Source organism: Paraburkholderia sp., assembly GCF_028283785.1.
Lineage (GTDB): Bacteria > Pseudomonadota > Gammaproteobacteria > Burkholderiales > Burkholderiaceae > Paraburkholderia.
In genome coordinates, this window is record NZ_JAPWKB010000017.1 from 131,384 (window position 1) to 152,728 (window position 21,345).

17 protein-coding genes are annotated in these 21,345 nt (G+C 57.8%); 5 read left to right on the plus strand and 12 right to left on the minus strand.

Features of this window, described 5'->3' with window-relative positions:
• Positions 1–18: 18 nt before the first annotated feature.
• Together PW947_RS19340 and PW947_RS19345 are read right to left on the minus strand one after the other, a co-directional pair.
• On the minus strand, positions 19–1,302 hold the full coding sequence (locus tag PW947_RS19340; RefSeq protein ID WP_299633966.1) for a PepSY-associated TM helix domain-containing protein: 1,284 nt from the start codon (positions 1,300–1,302) through the stop codon (positions 19–21).
• A 32-nt stretch (positions 1,303–1,334) separates the two neighbouring features.
• Positions 1,335–1,838, minus strand: coding sequence for a VOC family protein (locus tag PW947_RS19345; RefSeq protein ID WP_299633968.1), 504 nt, complete (start codon positions 1,836–1,838; stop codon positions 1,335–1,337).
• Positions 1,839–2,789: 951 nt separating this feature from the next.
• Between PW947_RS19345 and PW947_RS19350 the strand changes: the two genes are divergently transcribed.
• On the plus strand, positions 2,790–3,812 hold the full coding sequence (locus tag PW947_RS19350) for a PDR/VanB family oxidoreductase (protein WP_299633969.1): 1,023 nt from the start codon (positions 2,790–2,792) through the stop codon (positions 3,810–3,812).
• A 218-nt stretch (positions 3,813–4,030) separates the two neighbouring features.
• Here the strand turns inward: PW947_RS19350 and PW947_RS19355 are convergent, their stop codons facing one another.
• The 4 genes from PW947_RS19355 to PW947_RS19370 all read right to left on the minus strand — a co-directional run bounded on the left by PW947_RS19355 (position 4,031) and on the right by PW947_RS19370 (position 9,575).
• A complete protein-coding gene (locus tag PW947_RS19355; RefSeq protein ID WP_299633970.1) occupies positions 4,031–5,053 on the minus strand; it encodes a helix-turn-helix domain-containing protein in 1,023 nt (340 codons plus the stop codon).
• A gap of 358 nt (positions 5,054–5,411) precedes the next feature.
• On the minus strand, positions 5,412–6,422 hold the full coding sequence (locus tag PW947_RS19360; protein WP_299634077.1) for an aldo/keto reductase: 1,011 nt from the start codon (positions 6,420–6,422) through the stop codon (positions 5,412–5,414).
• Between the two features lie 329 nt (positions 6,423–6,751).
• Positions 6,752–7,870 carry a porin gene (locus tag PW947_RS19365; protein ID WP_299633971.1) on the minus strand — a complete coding sequence of 373 codons (1,119 nt, stop codon included), beginning with the start codon at positions 7,868–7,870 and terminating at the stop codon, positions 6,752–6,754.
• A 424-nt stretch (positions 7,871–8,294) separates the two neighbouring features.
• A complete protein-coding gene (locus tag PW947_RS19370) occupies positions 8,295–9,575 on the minus strand; it encodes an MFS transporter (RefSeq protein ID WP_299633972.1) in 1,281 nt (426 codons plus the stop codon).
• A 437-nt stretch (positions 9,576–10,012) separates the two neighbouring features.
• Here PW947_RS19370 and PW947_RS19375 point away from each other — a divergent pair, with 437 nt between their 5' ends.
• The gene (locus PW947_RS19375) at positions 10,013–10,825 is read left to right on the plus strand and encodes a PhnD/SsuA/transferrin family substrate-binding protein (RefSeq protein WP_299633973.1); all 813 of its coding nucleotides are present in this window, start codon (positions 10,013–10,015) and stop codon (positions 10,823–10,825) included.
• On the opposite strand, the gene PW947_RS19380 is transcribed toward PW947_RS19375, so the two are convergent.
• The 4 genes from PW947_RS19380 to PW947_RS19395 form a co-directional block, all read right to left on the minus strand.
• Positions 10,807–12,852, minus strand: coding sequence for an acetyl/propionyl/methylcrotonyl-CoA carboxylase subunit alpha (locus PW947_RS19380; RefSeq protein WP_299633974.1), 2,046 nt, complete (start codon positions 12,850–12,852; stop codon positions 10,807–10,809). The two genes, PW947_RS19375 and PW947_RS19380, sit on opposite strands and share 19 nt — an antisense overlap.
• 69 nt (positions 12,853–12,921) lie before the next feature.
• Entirely contained in the window at positions 12,922–13,707 is a 786-nt protein-coding gene (locus PW947_RS19385) for an enoyl-CoA hydratase/isomerase family protein (RefSeq protein WP_299633975.1), read from the minus strand.
• Between the two features lie 32 nt (positions 13,708–13,739).
• Positions 13,740–15,347, minus strand: a complete 1,608-nt coding sequence (locus tag PW947_RS19390) for a carboxyl transferase domain-containing protein (protein ID WP_299633976.1) — start codon at positions 15,345–15,347, stop codon at positions 13,740–13,742.
• A gap of 26 nt (positions 15,348–15,373) precedes the next feature.
• Positions 15,374–16,555: an isovaleryl-CoA dehydrogenase gene (locus tag PW947_RS19395; protein ID WP_299633977.1), complete on the minus strand. Its 1,182-nt coding sequence runs from the start codon at positions 16,553–16,555 to the stop codon at positions 15,374–15,376.
• A 299-nt stretch (positions 16,556–16,854) separates the two neighbouring features.
• On the opposite strand from PW947_RS19395, the gene PW947_RS19400 reads away from it, so the two are divergent.
• Together PW947_RS19400 and PW947_RS19405 are read left to right on the plus strand one after the other, a co-directional pair.
• Positions 16,855–17,661, plus strand: a complete 807-nt coding sequence (locus PW947_RS19400) for a TetR/AcrR family transcriptional regulator (protein WP_299633978.1) — start codon at positions 16,855–16,857, stop codon at positions 17,659–17,661.
• Positions 17,662–17,748: 87 nt separating this feature from the next.
• Positions 17,749–18,564 carry a DUF72 domain-containing protein gene (locus PW947_RS19405; protein WP_299634078.1) on the plus strand — a complete coding sequence of 272 codons (816 nt, stop codon included), beginning with the start codon at positions 17,749–17,751 and terminating at the stop codon, positions 18,562–18,564.
• A gap of 69 nt (positions 18,565–18,633) precedes the next feature.
• On the opposite strand, the gene PW947_RS19410 is transcribed toward PW947_RS19405, so the two are convergent.
• Entirely contained in the window at positions 18,634–19,785 is a 1,152-nt protein-coding gene (locus tag PW947_RS19410) for an ABC transporter substrate-binding protein (protein WP_299633979.1), read from the minus strand.
• Positions 19,786–19,810: 25 nt separating this feature from the next.
• On the minus strand, positions 19,811–20,320 hold the full coding sequence (locus PW947_RS19415; protein ID WP_299633980.1) for a DUF3237 domain-containing protein: 510 nt from the start codon (positions 20,318–20,320) through the stop codon (positions 19,811–19,813).
• Positions 20,321–20,468: 148 nt separating this feature from the next.
• On the opposite strand from PW947_RS19415, the gene PW947_RS19420 reads away from it, so the two are divergent.
• Positions 20,469–21,305 (plus strand): helix-turn-helix transcriptional regulator, encoded by an 837-nt coding sequence (locus PW947_RS19420; protein ID WP_299633981.1) that lies wholly within the window; start codon positions 20,469–20,471, stop codon positions 21,303–21,305.
• Positions 21,306–21,345 lie beyond the last annotated feature (40 nt).

Consider the following 21,345-nt stretch of genomic DNA (forward strand, 5'->3'; position numbering starts at 1 on the left):
GTCCCACGATCGGCCGTGCTATCGCCAGACGATCTGACGCTTCCCAGACTTCGCTCTTCTCCGCCACAAGCTGAAGTACATCCACAATCCAGAGCTGGCGAGATACAGCAACGCAGCCCCACTCAGCCATTCGAACACGTTGCCGCCGAGGCCGAAGATGTCGCCGCGATGGAATTTCTTCACCGTCTGATGCCACTGCCACCCGAACGGAAAATTGGAAATGGGGTACCCGGGCTCCGTCTCGCTCAGTTCCCGACCGTTGGTCGTATCGTAGACATGCTGCAATGGCGGGTTTTCGCCCGTCACGATGACGCCCTGAGAATAGCCGGCGAAGTATCTGAGCCGGAAAACCTTGATCGGCGTTCCAGGTTGATCGCGCTCGAAGGCTGCGGTGGTTGCTGTCGTCATCGCCTGGATATCGGCATCGGCGATGGGTGACGAGTAATCCCCATTGTCTGGATGCACGGGCCGCGCTACGAGACGATGCCGGCCAGCGTCATCCCCCGTGTCATGCAGGTTGCGCCAGTACCCGCCGCCCAGATTTCTTGGCATATACACCTCCGCAATGCCGGCACCGATGTCCGACACCGCGAGGAGCATGCCGGTCGTCACGAGGTAGATCACGAGCACGACCGAGACGAGGGCAGTCCAGCGATGAAACTTCCGCCAGAAGCCTCCGCCGGACCAGAACATCTGTGCCTTGCCGGCGCTTTGCCGTCTGTTGAGCATGCGGAAATACTGGATGAGACCTGTCACCATCAGACTGATGACTGCGGTTCCGGCCACCAGGTTGACGGTCGAAGCCTTCTGGAGCAAGACCTGGTTGAACGCGAACTTGTGCCAGTTTTTCGTCTCGGCTCTCAGGCCTTTCGATATCTCGTTCGGGTCGGCGGGCGGAAGCTGCGAGTCAGGAAGACGCGCTCCGGTCAAGGCATCGTAAAGCAGGCGTTTGCCGCCCATCTTGACCTGACCAGCTACCCGATTGCCGACCATCCGCAACTCGACCAAGCGCATCGGCTGACCGGGCTCCGCGGCGCGCCCAGCAGCCGCTACGCGCACTAGCGCGGCGTACTTGTCGAGACCGACTGGCAAAACACTAGCTGTGTAGTCAGGGTCTGAAATGACAGCGTAATTATCCGGGCCATTTAAATGCTGCCGAAACTCCTGAATGGTCGGATTAGAGGCGGGCTGATGAGTAACATTCGCAAACATATCCATAGACTGCATCGTCAAGCCGGTGACGCATATGAAAATAATCACTAAACCTGCCACAACACTTATCCATCGATGAATGTACAGCATACGTCTCCTGATATTTTTTTGTATTTACAGAATTACTCGGTCAATTCCAATCTGTTTCCTTCTGGATCGGTGACAAACACCGAAACAATCCGGCCTTTCTCCACGCGACGAGGGGCTACCGACACGCCTTCCGTTTTTAATTGCTCATAAACCTCAGCAGCGTTGGGTATAGTGAGCGCGACGTGCAGCAAGCCTTGCTTATCGAGGTCCATCGTTGATGTCGGGCGAGTCGATCCCTTGTATTCGATCATATCGATGCAAAACCCGGGAATAAGCATTTGCTGATGACCATAGTTCGGCCGCTTATTGAACGGACCGATCTGGAAACCAAGCACATCATGATAGAACGTGCGTTCCCGATCGATACTGGCGACACCCATTGTCACGTGGTGGATCGACAGGTGGAGAGGATTTTCAGCGCTCTCGGCGGGAGCAGTCGGTTGCGGGCCTGGCGCAGGGACTTGCGCGTAAACCGATGAAGCGAGACTCAAAAGGCCGACAAAAAGAATGGTCATGCCACGCACTATCTTCTCCATGGAATTCGCCCACCTCAACAGTCTTTCACCAGACTGTAGGGGCGCGCACGTCATCTGGCACTGGACAAAACGCAGAATCGCCGACATTTCTCGCCGACAAACCTACGCTGCCGCCGGCACCGGTCAAATCAGCCACCACGCTTAGTTGAACGCTCACCTCCCGAACGGGATTCACCTCGGGCCTTCCCGGGCATCGGTTGAGCAGCAGCAGGCGATCGCCTGGATGCTCCGGAGGTTGCCCTGTTCCGGTCCGACGACGGATTGAAGGCGTACCTGCATCATGGGCTGGTCGATCTCTGCGGCGGCATCATCGTTGAACGCGATCACCCTCCTCCGGTATTTGAGGAATTAAGCTATTCAAGCGTTCCCCTTTCAACCTGGTGGATTTTTAAACAGCGGTCACTGGCACGATCCGATCGAAAAAAGTATCGGCGAATGTGTTTTTTGTGAAGACGTTTGGATTCGATTGTCCTCTACACTTGATATCAACATGCGATTCGCATCTCTGTTCGAATCATTCAACGCTCGCACGCATTACGGCCTGGATAAAGACGGTGAGGGCACCTTACCCGGCGCGAGTCCATCGTGGATGCGTCCTGAAACGCAAGGCTATAACGATGGATAGCCATCGGCTAACGAGTAAGGGAAAAACGTCAGAGGAACAGTAACAGTCTTGCAGGTCAATCACATAGGCGGCCAGTCGCCTCCGGTTTACGACAAATCAATCGCACGTCCGGAGCCGGTTGCTTTGAAATTCGCCCCCGGCTGACAGGAATCATGTCGTGTCAGCACGCTCGGCATTATCTACAGGGAGACACATAGAGCAGGAAGTCCGGTTCGTATTGAGTCCCAACGTCCTAAACAATAGTGAACTATTCGCTCTGTCTGCACCCTGACTGAAAAAATGCGACAGAAGAATTGGATACGTGAAAAAAGTAAGGAGACAAATTCATGAAAAGCATATTCGGTAAGCTTGCTGATAAGTTTCGAGGCTCGTCGACTGAGATCCTTCCCGGCAAACTGAAAGTCAAGATCGTCAGGAAAGTCGCTGAATGTACCGATATCTGTACCTTTGAATTAGCCGATCCCGCCGGAGGAACCCTTCCTGGCTTCAGCGCGGGGTCGCATATCGATGTCTACATGCGTCGCGGCCTGGTGCGCCAATACTCTTTGTGCAACGATCCGCGCGAAACTCACCGCTACCTCATTGGCGTACTCCGAGACCCGAAGTCGAGAGGCGGGTCGCGTACGATGCACGACGAGATCGAAGAAGGAGACTTGATCGAAATTAGCGCTCCAAAAAACCACTTCGCCCTCGCACATTCGGTTCAACAGCGATCGTTATTATTCGCTGGAGGGATTGGCGTGACGCCTATCCTGTGCATGGCCGAACGGCTCTCGAATGTCGGCGCCGACTTCGAGATGCATTATTGCAGCCGCTCAGTCGATCGGACAGCATTTGTCGACCGCATCAGGAATTCTGAATATTCAGACCATGTTCACTTCCACTTCGACGATGGCGCAGAGGAGCAACGCCTAAATTTGCCGCCACTCTTGAGTTTCCCATCGCAAGACTCTCATCTGTATGTCTGCGGTCCGACCGGTTTCATGGAATACGTGATAAAGGCCGCGTTGACGATGGGATGGTCAGATGAGAACGTGCATAGAGAGTATTTCGCCGCTGTCCCTCAAGACTCAATCAACGACTCTGCATTCCAGGTGAAGATTGCGAGCTCGGGAAAGGTATTTCAGGTGCCCGTAGGGAAGAGCATTGCGACAGTCCTGGCTGAGAGTGGCGTGCAAATTCCAGTGTCCTGTGAGCAAGGCGTGTGCGGAACATGTGTGACACGCATTATCGATGGTGAACCAGAGCATCGGGATACCTTCCTCTCCAAGCAGGAGCGCGCTAAAAACGATCAATTTACTCCCTGCTGCTCGCGCGCAAAAAGCTCAATGCTGGTTCTAGATTTGTAATCGCTGCTGGTTTCGGTTGTCGATCTGGACGAGCGACTATCGATTGCAGCGAGGCTGACGGCGCCTTGAACTACGGTTCTTCTCGCGAGTTCAGGCGCAGAACCGATTCATTAATTCAGCCGTGAGACGGTGTCCGGAAGTACGGGGGCGAATCAGGAAATGCCGACTCGCCCCATCGAACGCGTATTCACCTCGACCCGGTAACACGCTTGACTAAGTCAATGTCTGGCACCGACGCGGAACTGCAACGGAGCCTGTCCGACTTCTCTTCGGAAGAAGCGCGCGAAGTAAGTGGCTTCGGTAAAGCCTAGCTTGAAGGCAATCTGCTCCACCGACATATCACTAAAAATTAGATCGCGTTTGGCCTCAGTGATAATGCGCGTATGGATCATCTTCGTAGGACTCTGGTCAGCAACGATCGCGCAAGCTGCTCGAAGCCGCCCCACTGACACAGCCAGCATCGATGTGTAATCCGTAAGCGCCAAATTCTCGTAATAATGTTTGTCGATCAATTCGCGAAAACGCGCAACCATATGAACCTCGTCACCTGAGGCGACCTCGTTGTTGACTTCATCAAGACTCGCCTCACGAATTAGCGTCAGTAAAAACGTGGTCAATAGCGTTTCTGTACCGATTATGTGGCCAACGGCTTCGGACTCGGCCTCGTCCTTCAAACGCCGGAGCAAATTGCAACAGTTTGTCCCTGAATCGACGGAATTCGCGAGTGGAATCACCCGCGGAGCAGACCACAGCTTACCGAACTCAGGTAATTTAGCATTGACATGTGCCAGATAAGACGCTTCGATCGTCACGATCCACTTGTCCACATCCAGTTCATAATCGAGGGCGTGATTGCATTCGAGCGGTATCAGCATGCCACAGGGACCCTCGAACGACATGCTACTGCCCTCGAGGTTCAAAACACCCCGCCCTCTCTGGACGATGATCACTTGCCCAAAAGCGGGATGCGCGTGGGCTTCTGTCTTCCAGCGCCCCTTGTCGACGACGTTCTCGACACGTACAAACCAGTCGCCAGTTTCGGGACGTTCAACGTATAAGCGCACTTTAGGAACAGGTGTTCGCTTCACTTTACCGTACCGTTTAGGTTGCAGCTTTTCCATTTCAGAATGTACGTTCTCAAGTTCTATTGTCGAAACGGCCGATGGCGAGAAACCACCACCCATGAAAACCGGCTCAGTGAGATGAAAGACACTTAAGTGCCGACGGTCCGTCGTTTTCACTGACTTCGTGCTCTCAAATGCGAAAAGTTCACGAAATTGCTCTCCTTGTTTTTCCGCTTTGTGCGACTTCGCCGTCTCGCACGCGACACAATATCAATGATCTATATTCCCATACCCCCCGGCAACGCGCGACCTGCAATTTACCCGAACGGCATTTGAAGCAATATGCCCATGCGGACAGCGCGCAAGTGATACATCCAGTCTGCGTGCTCGCCAAGCAAGCTGGTCGAAAAGACTCGACACGATCACATGCGAGGAGAACGCATGGACCCATTACTCGGGCCGCATCACGAGAGTGGACACCGGCTTGATCTGAAACGTTGCACCTTTATCGACGTGGCTAACGGCTGAACAACATTCAAACTGGCGATGGAATCCGCTCGAATTTCTCACGTTGGTGCCAATACGGATAGATCGGAGTGACTGAACTTACGTCATCTAGACGAGTCACCTGCTCTGCCGATAACGACCACCCTGTAGCCCCAATATTTTCCCTGAGTTGCGCTTCATTGCGTGCGCCTATGATGACGCTGGCTACCGTGGGGCGACCCAACACCCAGTTCAGCGCGATCTGCGGGATCGATCTACCCGTCTCTTCCGCGATCTGGTCCAGTACGTCTATAACGTCATACATAATCCGATCATTGACAGGAGGCCCGATGTCAGGCCGTTTGTGCAGGCGGCTATCCGCGGGAACTGGGGAGCCTCGGCGTAACCGCCCCGTCAATCGCCCCCAACCCAACGGACTCCAGACAACAGCGGAAACGCCAAGATGCAGACCTGCCGGCATTAACTCCCACTCATACTCTCTTCCGATCAGTGAGTAATAAACCTGTTGCGACACGTAACGCGGAAGTCCCGATCTCTCGGCTATGCCAATAGACGTCGCAAGCTGCCAACCAGAGAAATTGGACACGCCCGCGTAGCGTATCTTCCCTGCACGGACCATATCGTCCAAAGCGCGAAGCGATTCCTCAATCGGGGTCAGCGCATCAAACGTATGTATCTGATACAAGTCGATGTAGTCGGTTCCCAATCGTTTGAGTTGCGCTTCGACCGCGTTGATCAAATGAAATCGTGATGATCCGACGTCGTTGGGTCCCGGGCCGACGCGATCACCGCCCTTGGTCGAGATGAGCACCTGGTCACGACGTCCTGCAATCGCGCTGCCAAGCACCTGCTCCGATGCCCCGCCTTTGTAGACGTTGGCGGTATCGAACATCGTCACACCGGCCTCGATACATATGTCGAGCAAGCGACGCGCCTCCTCTACTTGCGTCGCGCCCTCATGCGTAAGACCGAAATTCGCTGTACCGAAACTCAATGCAGGGACCTTGAGTCCGGAGCGCCCCAATAACCTTTGCTCGATGCTCAATCCTGACCTCATCAAAGATGTTAGAAACGAAGACGGCGTACCTTATGATCTGTCAGATACGGCCACAGGTAGAGCCTTACCCACGCATCGTTAGATTGCGCCGTCCTCGAAATACTAGCACCGCCTGAACTGCTGTCGCGCACGCGAGCACAACACATGTTGCGACGATATAGTCGTTCAGAACACTGAATTCCATGAGTAGCATGCTTTCCTCCCAAGCAGCCCGTCAGGGCAGATGAAACCACCGTTCAAATCGATTAACGCATTGCCCGGCTTCGAAATGACTGCTATTTCCGAAAGTACTGAAGCAACTTATAGGCCGTTTAGAATTTGACGCTGATCCCTGCAAGGGCGCCCAGGATCGTCCGACCGTTGACATCAGTCGGAACGGTAAACGTCCCTTTCACCCCTCCGGAAGCTGCAAGACGCCAACCGCCGTTCGCCTGATTCTTCAAACCCTGGACCATTACCATCAGTTCGGTCCTCTTCGACAGGTCGTAGAAGAGCCCAACCGACGCCTCGCTCGCACCGCGATCATGACCGGATGAATCGTCGATCTTGCCGATAATGGCACCGACCCGCATGAATGGCGATATCTGATAGTCAGCTGAGATCTGATAGATCCTGTAGATGTGGTACAGATCAGGATTCGTTCCGGCGTTAAATCCACCGGAGTTACTCAGAATCGTGCCGGCATTGTTGATTCCACCACTCGCCGTGTTGTTGTTACTACGCACGAAGGTAAGGTAGACAGTGCCCTTTCCGTAGATCCAGTTGACAAACACGTTGTCGTAAAAAACGTCTTTCTGGATGGGTGCAGCGTTCGGCGGCTGCGCCCGTGCGCCGGCATATCCAACCACAAACATGCTGCTTTTCCAGTCGATCCCCATCTGATAAACGAGCGGTTGATTGCCGACAACCGGGTCTTGCGGCAAAGACACTTGCAGCTCCGCCGCCACGCCGTAGATGCGGTTCATCAGAAGCGATATCTCATTGTCGTAGCGCACGGGCAGACCAAATACATTCACGATCGATCCCGACCCGCGACAGGCAAAATCGATATAGCAACCCATCGTATAGACCGGGCTGTTCTGACGCCCGAAGCGGATTTCGCCGTACTGCGAGGAAAGCCCCACCCACGCCTGGCGACTGAAGAAACGGGTCGTGTCGGTAAATTGCCCTGAGGGAGCGCTGAACCCGCTTTCGAGTTGGAACTTCACCGCATAGCCACCACCGAGATCCTCGACTCCGCGAATACCCCACCGGCTACTATAGATTCCACCTCCGTCCTCCAGACTCGTGACGCTAGCTCCAGAACTACTGTGCTTGTAGCTCAGATACTCATCGATGACACCGTATAAGGTCACCGACGATTGCGCATGCGCGACCAATGCGTTACCTGCTAACACTGCAGTGAGCGCAAGTCTTCCAAACTTCACCATCGTTGTCTCCTGATCTTTTATTCACTCCGATCGCAAGAACGACCGACGTGTGGATGCCTCGTGTGCATCCAGTCTTTTGACTTCTCTGTTGCTTCGACTAATAAATCCGGCCGCGTCAAACCGCGCGGTGACCAAAAGGGCAATTGCGCGTTGGGCTGTTAGCACGCCCAGAAAAACCAGCTTTATTCGATGATGGATCTCGCTTGAATCCTGCGTCTGAGATCGTTGATGTTGAGGAGAATATTTGATGCTCGCTCGAGAGCCACTACACAAATGGAAGATTCGCAGGGATTTTTCGTCGCGGCGACTATTCGTATGGTCGTGCTTTCAGCCGGGCCGGTCACCACGGATCGAGCGAACGCTGTCTTGCCCGCGCTACAAAGACATCCCAGGTCGCGTAAGCTTATTTCAACTCCGCGATCCCTCAGGCTTGTCCCAGCGCATCGTGAGCGTCGGTCACCTTGGGCGCCCATTCGGATCGATACAGAACCGCGGTGGCCAGAGCACCCGCGAGCAGAAACGCGAGGATCACCATCATCGGCAGGTCATAACTCCCGCTCACCTGCAGCAGCCATCCCGACAGACTCGCTGCCAAGCCTCCAGCAACGCTCGTCGCTAGCTGCTGAACGCCGGTCACAAGACCAATTGCCGCCTTGGGAATCAAGGTCAACCGTGACAGCACGAGATTGTTTGCCGTGGCCAACCCGAGCAATGACAGCGACAGGACATTCCAGAGCAGCGCCATGTTGAGCGTCGAAGCGTAGGCACCGAAAGATACGGTGCATCCACCGACAAAGCCCGCGATCACGAATGCTTTGCGCACCACGATCGGATCGCAGCCCCGCGCGATGATCCTGTCTGCCGCCCAGCCGGAAATCGCTGCGACAATCCCGATCCCGATAAAACTGAAGAATGTGAAGAGTCCGGAGCGTGCAATCGAAAGTCCTCGTTGCTCGACCAGATAGGACGGCATCCAGCTCATGCAATAAAACATGAAATAACCATAGCTGAAGTTGGTTGCCAATCCTCCCCACACCACAGGGCTCGACAGAATGCTGCCGAGGGTCACAGTGCGGGCGCTGCGATTGGCCAGCGTCAGTTCGACTCTGGACGGAAGGTCATTGCGCACTAGCAGCAACCACGGCACCAGCCATAACAGCCCTACAAGGCCCGTCGCAATGAACATCATCTTCCAGGAATAATTAACGATGAACCATGCACCCACGGGGGCGCCGATGGCAGGGCCGAACTTGTTGCCCATCGTTAGAATGCCGACCGCGAGGCCGTTCTGACTTTCGTCGAAGTTGTTGCGAATCCAGCGATAGCTTGCGGGAATCACAATCGCCTCGGTCATCCCAACAAGAAGACGTATCACGATCAGACTTGTCAGAGCTGTCACCGCCCCCATCGACGCGGTCGCGAGACACCACAGCGCAAAACTGGTCGCATAGGGCCATTTCACGCCGTAGCGGTCGGCCACCCAGCCCATCGGAAGCTGGAACACGCCGTATGTCCAGAAGAAGGCCGCATTGACCCAGCCGCGATCGACGTCCGTCAGCGCAAAATGCCTGATGAAAGCGGAATCCGCGAGGGTCGCGGAAATGCTCGTGCGATCGACAAACGAGATCAGCACCCCAAACGTAAGCAGTGCGAGCACGGCCCAGCGGTTCGCCGTTCCCGATCGCTGAAAGTTGCCCGTCTCCATCCGCTAAATTCTCTTTAATTTGATCGGATTGCGCGTGCGGGTCACGAGAAAATTGGCGTCCAGCGTCCGCCTGGCTGGATGAAACTACAACCGCAGCGGCAATCGCCTCCGTGGCATCAGGATACTAAATCCAAAGACATACATCCCTACACAAAAGTCAGATTCGACGACACTTTTGTCGGCGTTCGAAATCCTCTTGAGTATGGTCGTCATCGACGTCTAAAGAGAACACGTCAAACCAGAAATGCTGATGAAAACGCACGATTGTTCGCCCGCAGTCGGCGTACCTGACGTTCTCTGAGACGAGGGGTTGGTGGCTGCCGACGGCGAGCACCGGCGGTAGTGACAAATTCGTTGAAAAATAATAACTGAATCAGTTGTATGACCGGCAACGATCATGCTGCGCATAGTGCGGGCTGATGTGCCAGAATCGCCGCATGACCGAGACCGCGAATCCCCGCTATATCGCCTCGTTGCCGATGTACAACGTGACGCCCGAACTCGCGATGCTCTGGCAAGATTTTCTTGCCGACGTGTTGCGCGCCGCCCGCGTCGAAGCGCAAATCGTCGAGCCCGGCGACGACCTGTACACGTTCTGGCGAGAGCCGGCATTGCTGCTCTCCCAAACCTGCGGTTATCCGTTGACGCATGGTCTTGCCGGACAGGTACAGCTTGTCGCGACGCCGTCTTTCGATGCGCCCGGCTGCGTCGATTCGGATTATTCGAGCGTGCTGCTCACACGGGATGCCACGCGCTTCAACTCACCCGACAGCTGGCGTGGTGCACGCGTCGCGTTCAATCAGGATGATTCGAATAGCGGCATGAATGTATTGCGTCATACGATCGCGCGTCACGCACAACCGGATTCGCCGTTTTTCAGCGAGGTCGTGCGTACCGGTTCGCATCTCGGTTCCATGCGGGCGCTGGCGGAAAACCGCGCCGACGTGACCGCGATCGATTGCGTTACGTATGCATTCGTTCAGGACATGCTGCCCGGTCTCGCCGCGCAGATGACGCAAACCGGCTACTCGGCAGCGTCGCCCGGCTTGCCGCTGATCGCATCGCGCAACGTGCCGGTGGAAACCGTTATGGCCCTGCGCAACGCGCTCGACGTCACATTGACCGACAGTCCGGCGCGCGCAAAACGCCTTCGTTTAACGGGTTTTACGACGCTTACGATCGACGACTACACGCGCATCACGGCGCTTGAAGAAGAGGCGCGCGCCGCAGGTTACGCGCACCTCGCATGAGCCGCCCATTCCACATCGAGCACCAGAAGTTGCGCGCCGTCCGCAACCTGATCGCCGACCGCATACAGCACTTCGGAGACGGTCCCCGCAGTCGGCGCGCCGATCGTGTGCTCCATCTTCATCGCTTCCATGACGATCAGCGGTGTGCCCTTCTCCACCATCGCGCCAGGCTCGACGAGAACCGCGATCACCTTGCCGGGCATCGGCGCAGTCAGGCGACCTTCCCCGTGTTCGGTGTCGGCAGCGTGGGCGAGCAGATTCTGCCATTCGAATGCAAGCGCATCGCCACGACAGAACACATGAAACGCATCTCCGTCGATAAAGACGCGACCGGTGACATGCTGATCGCCTAGCGTCGCGCCGAACGCATGCGGACCATCGCCACGCCACCACGTAAAACGATCGGATACGTCGTCGAACGTCAGGGTTTGAGCGGCACCGTCACGCGCAAAAATGGCCGGAAAATCTGCTTCTTTCTCGACATCGCGCCAGTTCAGCGTCTGCGTATAGCCGCTATTCAGACGCCAGTGCGACAACGCCGACCACGGCGACGCGTCGTGCGTATTACGTGCGGCCTCTCCGCCTTCGCGATTCAGCAGTGCCGCGCATGCGAGTGCAACCGCTTCACGAAACGGCTTGCGCGTAGCGGAGAACAACGCGTCGTGGTGACGCTCGATCAAACCGGTGTCGAGATCGCCGCTCGAAAATGGCACGCTGGTCACGATGCGCTGCAGGAATTCGACGTTCGTGTGCGGGCCGACCACTTCGCATGCGCGTAGCGCATGGCTCATTCTGGACAGCGCTTCTTCACGCGTCGCGCCATGCACGATCAGTTTCGCGATCATCGGATCGTAGAACGGCGTGATCGTGTCGCCTTCGCGCACGCCGCTATCAATCCGCACCGCCGCTTTCACACCGCCGCTGCCGATCGCGAATTCGACGCCTTTCGGCATGCGCAAATGCTTCAGCCGGCCCGTTGACGGCAAGAATCCACGCGCAGGATGCTCGGCATAGATTCGTGCTTCGATCGCATGACCGTCCAGTTTCAATTCCGGCTGCGTCAACGGCAGAGGCTCGCCCGCAGCCACGCGCAACTGCCATTCGACGAGATCGAGTCCCGTCACCATCTCCGTCACCGGATGCTCGACCTGCAGACGCGTATTCATTTCCATGAAATAAAAATCCGCGCCCGTCATGATGAATTCGACCGTGCCCGCACCGACGTAATTCACCGCCCGCGCCGCCGCAACCGCAGCCTCGCCCATCGCGCGACGCATCTCCGACGGCAAACCCGGCGCAGGTGCTTCTTCCAGCACCTTCTGATGACGACGCTGCACCGAGCAATCGCGATCGAACAGATAGACCGTGCCGCCGAGCGTATCGGCGAATACCTGCACTTCGACGTGACGGGGACGCGTCAGATACTTTTCGATCAGCACGCGATCGTTGCCGAAACTGCTGGCCGCTTCGCGTTTGCATGACGCCAGCGCGGCGTCGAAGTCTTCGCTGCGCTCGACGACGCGCATCCCTTTTCCGCCGCCGCCCGCGCTTGCCTTCAACAACACGGGATAGCCGATCGCATCGGCTTCGCGATGCAGCAGTGCTGCGTCCTGATCGTCACCGTGATAGCCGGGCACCAGCGGCACCGACGCCGATTGCATCAACGCTTTGGCCGCCGCTTTCGAACCCATCGCGGCAATCGCCTCGACCGGCGGCCCGATGAACGCAATTCCGGCCGCTTCGCAGGCTTGCGCGAAGGCTTCGTTTTCGGACAGGAAACCATAGCCCGGATGCACGGCTTGCGCGCCGGACGCACGCGCCGCCTGGACGATCCGATCGACGCGCAGATAGCTTTCCGCCGCCGTCGCGCCGCCGATATGCACCGCTTCGTCACACGCGGCAACGTGCTTTGCGTTCGCGTCCGCATCGGAATACACCGCGACGCTCGCAATGCCGAGTCGCTTGCAGGTCGCGGCGACACGACAGGCAATTTCGCCGCGGTTCGCAATCAGGATCTTGTTGAACATGTGATGTCTCGTTGTGGTTCGCCGCTTCGTCGTTCGATGCGCAGTGTATGGCGAGTGGTAGTCAACACATCACGAACGCCACGACGGCGTACGCTTCTCGAGGAACGACGCCACGCCTTCGCGCCCTTCCGCGCTCGCCCTGATGCGCGCGATACGCGCGGCGGTCTCTTCTATCAGCGCGGTATCGAGCGTCGCGCCAGCCATGTCCTGCACCAGTTGCTTGCATGCGCGTACCGCATGCGGACCGTTCGCGCACACCGCATCGGCGATTCGCTGCACGGTTTCATCCAGTTGCGCATCGTCCACGGCTTCGCTGACGAGTCCGAGGCGCAACGCAGTCGCGCAATCGAACGGCTCTGCCGTGATGAAATATCGGCGCGATGCCTGCTCGCCCAACGCGCGAATCACGTACGGCGCGATGGTCGCGGGAATCAGTCCGAGACGTACTTCCGACAGGCAAAAACGGGCAGCGTGTGCAGCGATGACGATATCGCATGCAGACAGCAGACCCATTCCGCCAGCGTATGCATCGCCATTCACGCGCGCAATCACGGGTTTGCTGCAGCGATAGATCGTGTCGAGCATCGTCGCGAGACGCATCGCGTCGGCGCGGTTCTCGTCGTCCGAGTAACCTGCCATCTTCTTCATCCAGTTCAGATCGCCGCCCGCGCAAAATGCCTTGCCGTTCGCGGCCAGCACGACGACACGTATCTCGTCGCGCGCATCGATCTCCCTGAATGCCGCAGTCACGTCCGCGATCATCGTTTCGTTGAATGCGTTGCGCACATCGGGACGATTGAGCGTGACGGTCGCCACGTGGGATGCGAACGTCACGATCAAGGTTTCGTATTGCATTTGCGATTCTCCTCGCGCGTCGAGTGGCGCGATCACATGCGGAATACGCCGAAGCGCGTGTCTTCGATCGGCGCATTCATCGCCGCGGACAAACCCAGACCGAGCACGTCGCGCGTTTGCGCAGGATCGATCACGCCGTCGTCCCACAACCGCGCGCTGGCGTAATACGGGTGCCCCTGGTGCTCGTACTGATCGCGAATGGGTTGCTTGAATGCCTCTTCCTGCTCGGCGGTCCATGTGCCGCCTTTCGCCTCGATGCCGTCGCGTCGCACCGTGGCCAGCACCGACGCCGCCTGTTCGCCGCCCATCACGGAGATGCGCGCGTTAGGCCACATCCACAGAAAGCGCGGCGAATACGCGCGTCCGCACATGCCGTAATTTCCCGCCCCGAACGAACCGCCGATAATCACCGTGAACTTCGGCACTTTCGCGGTCGCGACGGCCGTCACCATCTTCGCGCCGTTGCGTGCAATTCCTTCGTTCTCGTATTTGCGGCCAACCATGAAACCCGTGATGTTCTGCAGAAACACGAGCGGAATCTTCCGTTGACTGCACAGTTCGATAAAGTGCGCACCCTTGAGTGCCGATTCGGAAAACAGGATGCCGTTGTTCGCGACGATACCGACCGGATGTCCCCAGATATGCGCGAAGCCCGTGACGAGTGTGGTGCCGTAGCGCGCCTTGAATTCGTCGAATGCGGAGTCGTCGACGATACGTGCAATCACTTCGCGAATGTCGAAAGGCTTGCGCGTGTCGGCCGGAATCACGCCATAGATGCTTTGCGCGTCGTAACGCGGCGGCTTCGGCGTCTGCATCACCACCGGCGGCGTCTTGCTGCGATTCAGATTGCCGACGATGCTGCGTGCAATCGCCAACGCATGCGCGTCGTTCTGCGCGAGATGATCGACGACGCCCGAGAGACGCGTATGCACATCGCCGCCGCCCAGATCTTCCGCACTGACTTCTTCGCCGGTCGCGGCTTTGACGAGCGGCGGCCCACCCAAAAATATCGTGCCCTGGTTCTTCACGATGATCGACTCATCGCTCATTGCAGGCACATACGCGCCGCCTGCCGTACACGAACCCATCACCACCGCGATCTGCGGAATACCTTGCGCGGACAGATTGGCCTGATTGAAAAAGATCCGGCCGAAGTGATCGCGATCGGGAAACACATCGTCCTGGTTCGGCAGATTCGCGCCGCCCGAGTCCACCAGATATACGCACGGCAAGTGGTTTTCTTCGGCAATTTCCTGTGCGCGAACGTGCTTCTTCACGGTGACCGGATAGTACGTGCCACCCTTCACGGTTGCATCGTTGCACACGACGATGCACTCCTGCCCGGCGATCCGTCCAATCCCGGTGATGACACCCGCGCCCGGCGCATCGTCGTTGTACATGCCATACGCTGCCAGTTGCGAGAACTCCAGAAACGGCGTGCCGGGATCGAGCAACTGCGCGATACGATCGCGCGGCAAAAGTTTGCCGCGTCCCAGATGCTTGTCGCGTGCAGCAGCACCGCCGCCCAACGAAAGCTTGTCGATTTTCGCGCGTAGATCCGCCACCAGGGCTTCGAGGGCGACAGTATTCGCGCGGAATTCATCCGAGCGCGGATTGAGTTTCGATTCGATGATCGGCATAGCGTGACTCTCCGTGGCGGCGTTGTTTACAGCGTCTCTGCAAACAGTTCGCGGCCAATCAGCATGCGTCGGATCTCACTCGTTCCCGCGCCGATCTCATAGAGCTTCGCATCGCGCCACAGACGGCCCACCGGGTACTCGTTGATGTAGCCGTTACCGCCGAGAATCTGGATCGCCTCTCCGGCCATCCACGTGGCTTTCTCTGCCGTGTACAGAATCACGCCCGCGCAATCCTTGCGGAGCTGGCGCACGTGTTCGTTGCCGAGTGTGTCCAGTTGACGTCCGACCGCGTAAAGATACGCACGGCACGCCTGAAGTGTCGTGTACAGATCGGCGACCTTGCCCTGAATCAGCTGGAATTCGCCGATAGACTGACCGAACTGTTTGCGATCGTGAATGTACGGTACGACCGCATCCATCACGGCGACCATGATGCCGGTCGGACCGCCGGCAAGCACCGCACGCTCGTAATCGAGGCCGCTCATCAGCACCTTCACGCCGCCGTTGAGTTGACCGAGAATGTTTTCTTCCGGTACTTCGACGTCCTGGAACACCAGTTCGCCGGTATGCGAACCACGCATGCCAAGCTTGTCGAGTTTTTGCGCGACCGAAAACCCCTTCATGCCTTTCTCGACGATAAACGCGGTGATGCCACGCGAGCCCGCGTCAGGGTCCGTCTTTGCATAGACGACCAGCGTGTCGCAATCCGGCCCGTTGGTGATCCACATCTTGGTGCCGTTCAGCACGTAACGATCGCCCTTCTTCTCCGCGCGCAACTTCATGCTGACGACATCCGAGCCGGCATTCGGCTCGCTCATCGCCAGCGCGCCGACATGCTCACCCGAAACGAGCTTCGGCAAATACTTCTGCTTCTGCGCAGCGGTGCCGTTGCGATGCAACTGGTTCACGCACAGATTCGAATGCGCACCGTACGACAGACCGACCGATGCCGACGCGCGCGAGATTTCCTCCATCGCGATCATGTGCGCGGTATAGCCCATGTTCGCGCCGCCATATTCTTCGCTGACCGTCATCCCGAGCACGCCGAGTTCGCCGAACTTGCGCCACAAGTCCATCGGAAACTGATCGGTGCGGTCGATTTCCGCTGCACGCGGCGCGATCTCCTTAGCCGCGAAGTTCGCGAGGGTATCGCGCAGCATCTCGATCTCTTCACCAAGCGGAAATTGCAAACCAGGCAGATTGCTCATGCGGTGTCTCCAGACAGGAATTCGTGACAGGCCTTCTATGTGCAGCGCGCGATCCGGACGATGTGCGATTTCTGAGCATGACTCAGTAAATGGCGGCTTTCGATTCGAATTCAGGGTTTTCCCTGAGCATGCGCGTCTGTTTCACTGAGAATTTCACGCCAGATCGACCGATGCGTCAATAGGGGTTTTTGAGCCTTACTCAGTTTTTCGCCATCACCTTGTCACAGCGACAAAGCACCGTGCTAACATCGGCCGCAACAATGCACTGTCTTTCGTCAAATCTGAACCGGACTCAGAATATGGCCGCAACAAAGGCCGAACTGCCCGCCTCGCGCCGTCAACCGGCAGGACGCAAATCGCAGCAACGTGTGAAGGAAATCCTTCAGGCGGGCCGCGACGTGTTCTCCGAAAAGGGCTATGAACGCGCTACCACGGCGGAAATCGCGCAACGGCTCGGCATATCCGAAGCCACCGTATTCAGCTACTTTCGCGGCAAGCGCGAACTTTGCGCGCGTGTGATCGGCGACTGGTACGACGAGATCATCGAAGCAATAGAGACCGACTTGCCACGCGACGGCAGCGTGCGCCAGCAGTTCGCGTTTATCGTGCGCACGCATTTGCGGTTGATGCTCGTCAACGGCACCGACCTGTGCGCGCTGGTGCTCTCGGAAGGGCGCGCGCGGCATCACGAACTCAGCGAGGCGCTCACCGAGCTGCAACGCCGCTACACCGCGCCGCTGATGTCCGTGCTCGCGCAAGGCCAGCAGACTGGTCAGATCCGCAACGATATGCCGCTGCGCCTGCTGCGTTCGCTGGTGTTTGGACCGATGGAACATGTGCTGTGGGACGCGACACTGGCAAACCGGCGAACCGACATCGAAGCCACCGCCGACCGGTTGATCGACGTGCTATGGTCCGCTTTGCAACCGCCCGACGCATCGCTTGCGGCGTTGCAACAGTTTCGCCACGACGTGGCCGAAGCGAGCCGCAAGATGGATACGGCCGAGCTTCTTCACAAAGTGAAGATCGCCGACATCACGCATGAAGACAAAACCGCACCGGCGCCGCGCAAGGCGCGACGCAAACGCAGCGTCGAGAGCGCTTGATTGCGTCTGACGCATCCATGCGTCAGCGTCATGCGAGCATGCTGCGTTATGCTATCCGCTCGTTCACGAATGCGGCGGACTTCACCTATGGCATCTCGCACGAAACCCCGGATAAGCGTAGGCATTGGCGGCTGGACATTCGAGCCCTGGCGCGGCGTGTTCTACCCGCAAGACCTGGTGCAGAAACGCGAACTCGAATACGCGAGCAGCAAGCTCACGTCGATCGAAATCAACGGCACGTTTTATGGCTCGCAAAAGCCGGCGAGTTTTCAGAAGTGGTTCGACGAGACCCCTGACGATTTCGTGTTCTCGCTGAAGGCGCCGCGTTACGCGACCAACCGTCGGGTGCTGGCCGAAGCGGGTGAAACGATCGAGCGCTTCTATTCGAGCGGCGTGATGCTGCTTAAGCACAAGCTTGGCGCAGTCAACTGGCAGTTTGCCGGAACCAAGAAGTTCGATGCGGAAGATTTCGAAGCCTTCCTCGCGCTACTGCCCAGATCGGTCGAAGGACAGACGTTGCGGCATGCCGTCGAAGTACGGCACGACAGTTTTCGCACGCCCGAATTCGTCAAGCTGGCACGTAAGTATGGCGTGGCGATCGTGCTCGCCGCAGACTCCGACTTCCCGCAAATCGCCGATCTCACCGCGCCCTTCGTCTATGCGCGCGTCATGGGCACAACCGACAAATACGCGAAAGGGTACTCGCCCAAAGCACTCAACGCGTGGGTCGAACGCGCACGCGCGCTAAGCGAAGGCACTGTGCCCGACGACCTGGAAATATCGGACAAGCCCATCGCCACGCGCAAAAGCCGCGACGTTTACCTCTATGTGATAAGCGGATTCAAGGAGCGCAATCCAGCGGCGGCGATGGCGATCATCGATAAACTCAAAGCCGGAAAATAAAAAAGACGGCGGCCTTTAACGTCTGCTCCAAACGCTAAAGGCCGCCGTCTTACTGCATCACGTCATGCGTCAATAATCGACGAGCTTCCATTCGCCGTTGACGACTTGCAGCATCGCCCGCGCGCGTTTATCGACTCCGAAGTGATCGGTTGCGGTGAAGTTGAATACACCGTGGCTCGCAACGATGTCCTTCTGCGACTCGAGCGCATCGCGCAGTGCCTCGCGAAATGCCGGCGTACCAGGCGCCGCTTTTTTCAATGCAACCGGCACGATACGCTGAAGTACCAGCACGGCGTCGTAAGCACTCGGACCGAATTGCGTGCGACTGTTCTTGCCATAACGCCCTTCATACCACTGAACGTATTGCAGCCCGGGCGCCTTGACCTGCGCAGTCGCTGGAAGCTGTTCGGGTACGAGTGCCGGGCCGGCAGGCAGAATCACGCCTTCCATCGCCTTGCCCGCGACACGAATCGTGTCGTACGACGCCGCGCCATGCGTTTGATAGATTTGTCCGTGATATCCGCGTTGCGCGAAAGCAATCTGCGGTAACGCTGCCGCTGTTCCCGCGCCCGCCACCAGCACGGCATCGGGATTCGCGGCCGTGATGCGCAACACCTGAGCCGTCACGCTGGTGTCCGCGCGAGCGTAACGCTCCGTCACCACGATCTGCGCATTGCTTCCCGCTAGCGCTTGCTGGATATTCTTTAGCCAGTCTTCACCGTACGAATCGCTAAAGCCGAGAAAGCCGACCCGCTTGAAACCCCGCTTTTTAATATCGTCCGCAATGCCTTGCGCCATCAACGATACAGGCTGCGCAATCCGGAACGTCCAGTGATCGGTGCCGGCAGGCATATTGATCGGCGATAACGAAATCTGCGGTACATGTAGCTCATTGGCGACATTCGCAACGGCCAGCGAAGGTGGCGCCGAACTCGATCCGATCAGGATGTCGGCGTTATCGCTGGTGATCAGTTTGCGGGCGTTCTGGTTCGCCTGCGTGGAGTCGGATGCATCGTCGAGCAACACAACATGCAAGGGCTGACCGGCGATCTCCTTCGGCCACAGCGCCATGCTGTTCCGCTGCGGAATGCCGAGCGACGACGACGGCCCCGTCGTCGACAAGGTCACGCCAACCGTCACATCCGCATTTGCCGCTGTACTGCTCATTGCAACGATCGACCATGCGCAGGCCTGAAGCAGCGCGTTCTGGATTTTTTTCATAATATGTCTCCTCCTGATGCGTGTTTTATTTCACGCGATATATGTGCAGTAAAACGCGAGTCGGCTCACGTGTCCCGCTACAAACGAAAATGCTCTGGGTGAGCCAACGGTAATCCGGACTTGCGGTTTCGAACGTCGGCACCGTGCGAAAGTACATCGCCGCGCCGCTCGACGAACCGTCGATCGCAGCTTGCGCGTCACCGGGCGCACCACCTTCTTCGACCGTCATCGCACGTCGCACGCCGTCGTTTTCGATGTAGATGCGCGCACCGTCAACGGTCTCGATCATGTAGCGCGCGGACAGATCCACCTGACCGTCGGCACGGACAATCTGGCTGTCCGCGCCGCCGTCGAGAATGCGCCCGTTCAGACGCGGCCCGCTAACGGTGCCGGCCGTGATCGGAATCAGACGTCGATTGCCGAGTGCATGCATGCCGGTTTCGAACAGCGTGCCGACCTGGACGTCGATGGTGGCGACATATTCGAACTCGATGCCGGGTTGTTGGGTTGTCTGATGCGTGGGTACTTCAGTCATTCCTGCTCCTGTATTGCAATGGGTTCGACGCGCGCCCCATGCGTGCCGCTCCGGATGGATCGCGCATCATGCGTAGTGTATAAGTCGTCAGGCGCACGCGTTGTCGTCCGAAAGGTGGACACGCACGGCCACGCTAGCGGAGACGAGCATGCAGGTAACCGACCTATCGAATCAGACGTTCCGGACGGGCGGGATGCCGCTCGCCGCGTCGCACACCATTGCGCGAATCATCGACTCGATTGCCGACGCGGATTTTGCGCGAACCGCGCTGGAATCGCTCGATGCGACGATCGGTGCGGGCTCGTGGTCCGTCTATCAGCGCTTTAGCGACGCACCGCCGCAGCTCCATCTATCGGCCAGCCACGGCATTCCCGATACCACGCGCGACTGCTTTCGCATCTACCGTGCAGGACTTTATCAGCGTGACGCGACATTCGAATGCCTGGACACGAGCGCGCAGTCGACGGCTGGACGCGCACTCGTCGCACGCGTACGCGCCAGCGAAATCGGACCGCGCGAGCATCGCGAGCAAATTTACGAGTCGCATGGCATGGTTGACCGGATGTCCGTGCTGTCGTTCGACGGTACGGGTGGCGTGCTCGCCGTGAACCTTTACCGGCATCTGCATCAAGGCTGTTATTCAGCGGCTGATTATCGGGCTTTCCAGTGCATGGCAGCGCCGGTGATGGCGGCCGTCAGGCGACACGTGAAGCTGACCACGCATCTAACGCCCGGCGCGGCACTCACTGCTGATTCCGCTGCGGATGAACGGTTTGCTTCGTGGCTCGTGCAGTACTGTCCCGCGCTGTCGTCTCGCGAAGTGGAGGTATGCGAGAGATTGCTGCGTGGGATGAGCTATGACGGCATCGCAGCGGATCTCGGGATTGGTCTGTCCACCGTTAAAACGTATCGCTTGCGCGCGTTCGAGCGCCTGGGCATTCACTTCCGGAACGAGCTGTTTTCATTGTTCGTTGCCGGGAGGTAAGACGCGCGGCGAAACGCTTCTGTTCGCCGCCGTTCGCCCC

Coding starts and splice junctions, on each gene's coding strand:
- PW947_RS19340 (WP_299633966.1), bottom strand. CDS start 1,302: ATGCTGTACATTCATCGATGGATAAGTGTTGTGGCAGGTTTAGTGATT.
- PW947_RS19345 (WP_299633968.1), bottom strand. CDS start 1,838: ATGGAGAAGATAGTGCGTGGCATGACCATTCTTTTTGTCGGCCTTTTG.
- PW947_RS19350 (WP_299633969.1), top strand. CDS start 2,790: ATGAAAAGCATATTCGGTAAGCTTGCTGATAAGTTTCGAGGCTCGTCG.
- PW947_RS19365 (WP_299633971.1), bottom strand. CDS start 7,870: ATGGTGAAGTTTGGAAGACTTGCGCTCACTGCAGTGTTAGCAGGTAAC.
- PW947_RS19370 (WP_299633972.1), bottom strand. CDS start 9,575: ATGGAGACGGGCAACTTTCAGCGATCGGGAACGGCGAACCGCTGGGCC.
- PW947_RS19375 (WP_299633973.1), top strand. CDS start 10,013: ATGACCGAGACCGCGAATCCCCGCTATATCGCCTCGTTGCCGATGTAC.
- PW947_RS19380 (WP_299633974.1), bottom strand. CDS start 12,852: ATGTTCAACAAGATCCTGATTGCGAACCGCGGCGAAATTGCCTGTCGT.
- PW947_RS19385 (WP_299633975.1), bottom strand. CDS start 13,707: ATGCAATACGAAACCTTGATCGTGACGTTCGCATCCCACGTGGCGACC.
- PW947_RS19390 (WP_299633976.1), bottom strand. CDS start 15,347: ATGCCGATCATCGAATCGAAACTCAATCCGCGCTCGGATGAATTCCGC.
- PW947_RS19395 (WP_299633977.1), bottom strand. CDS start 16,555: ATGAGCAATCTGCCTGGTTTGCAATTTCCGCTTGGTGAAGAGATCGAG.
- PW947_RS19400 (WP_299633978.1), top strand. CDS start 16,855: ATGGCCGCAACAAAGGCCGAACTGCCCGCCTCGCGCCGTCAACCGGCA.
- PW947_RS19405 (WP_299634078.1), top strand. CDS start 17,749: ATGGCATCTCGCACGAAACCCCGGATAAGCGTAGGCATTGGCGGCTGG.
- PW947_RS19410 (WP_299633979.1), bottom strand. CDS start 19,785: ATGAAAAAAATCCAGAACGCGCTGCTTCAGGCCTGCGCATGGTCGATC.
- PW947_RS19415 (WP_299633980.1), bottom strand. CDS start 20,320: ATGACTGAAGTACCCACGCATCAGACAACCCAACAACCCGGCATCGAG.
- PW947_RS19420 (WP_299633981.1), top strand. CDS start 20,469: ATGCAGGTAACCGACCTATCGAATCAGACGTTCCGGACGGGCGGGATG.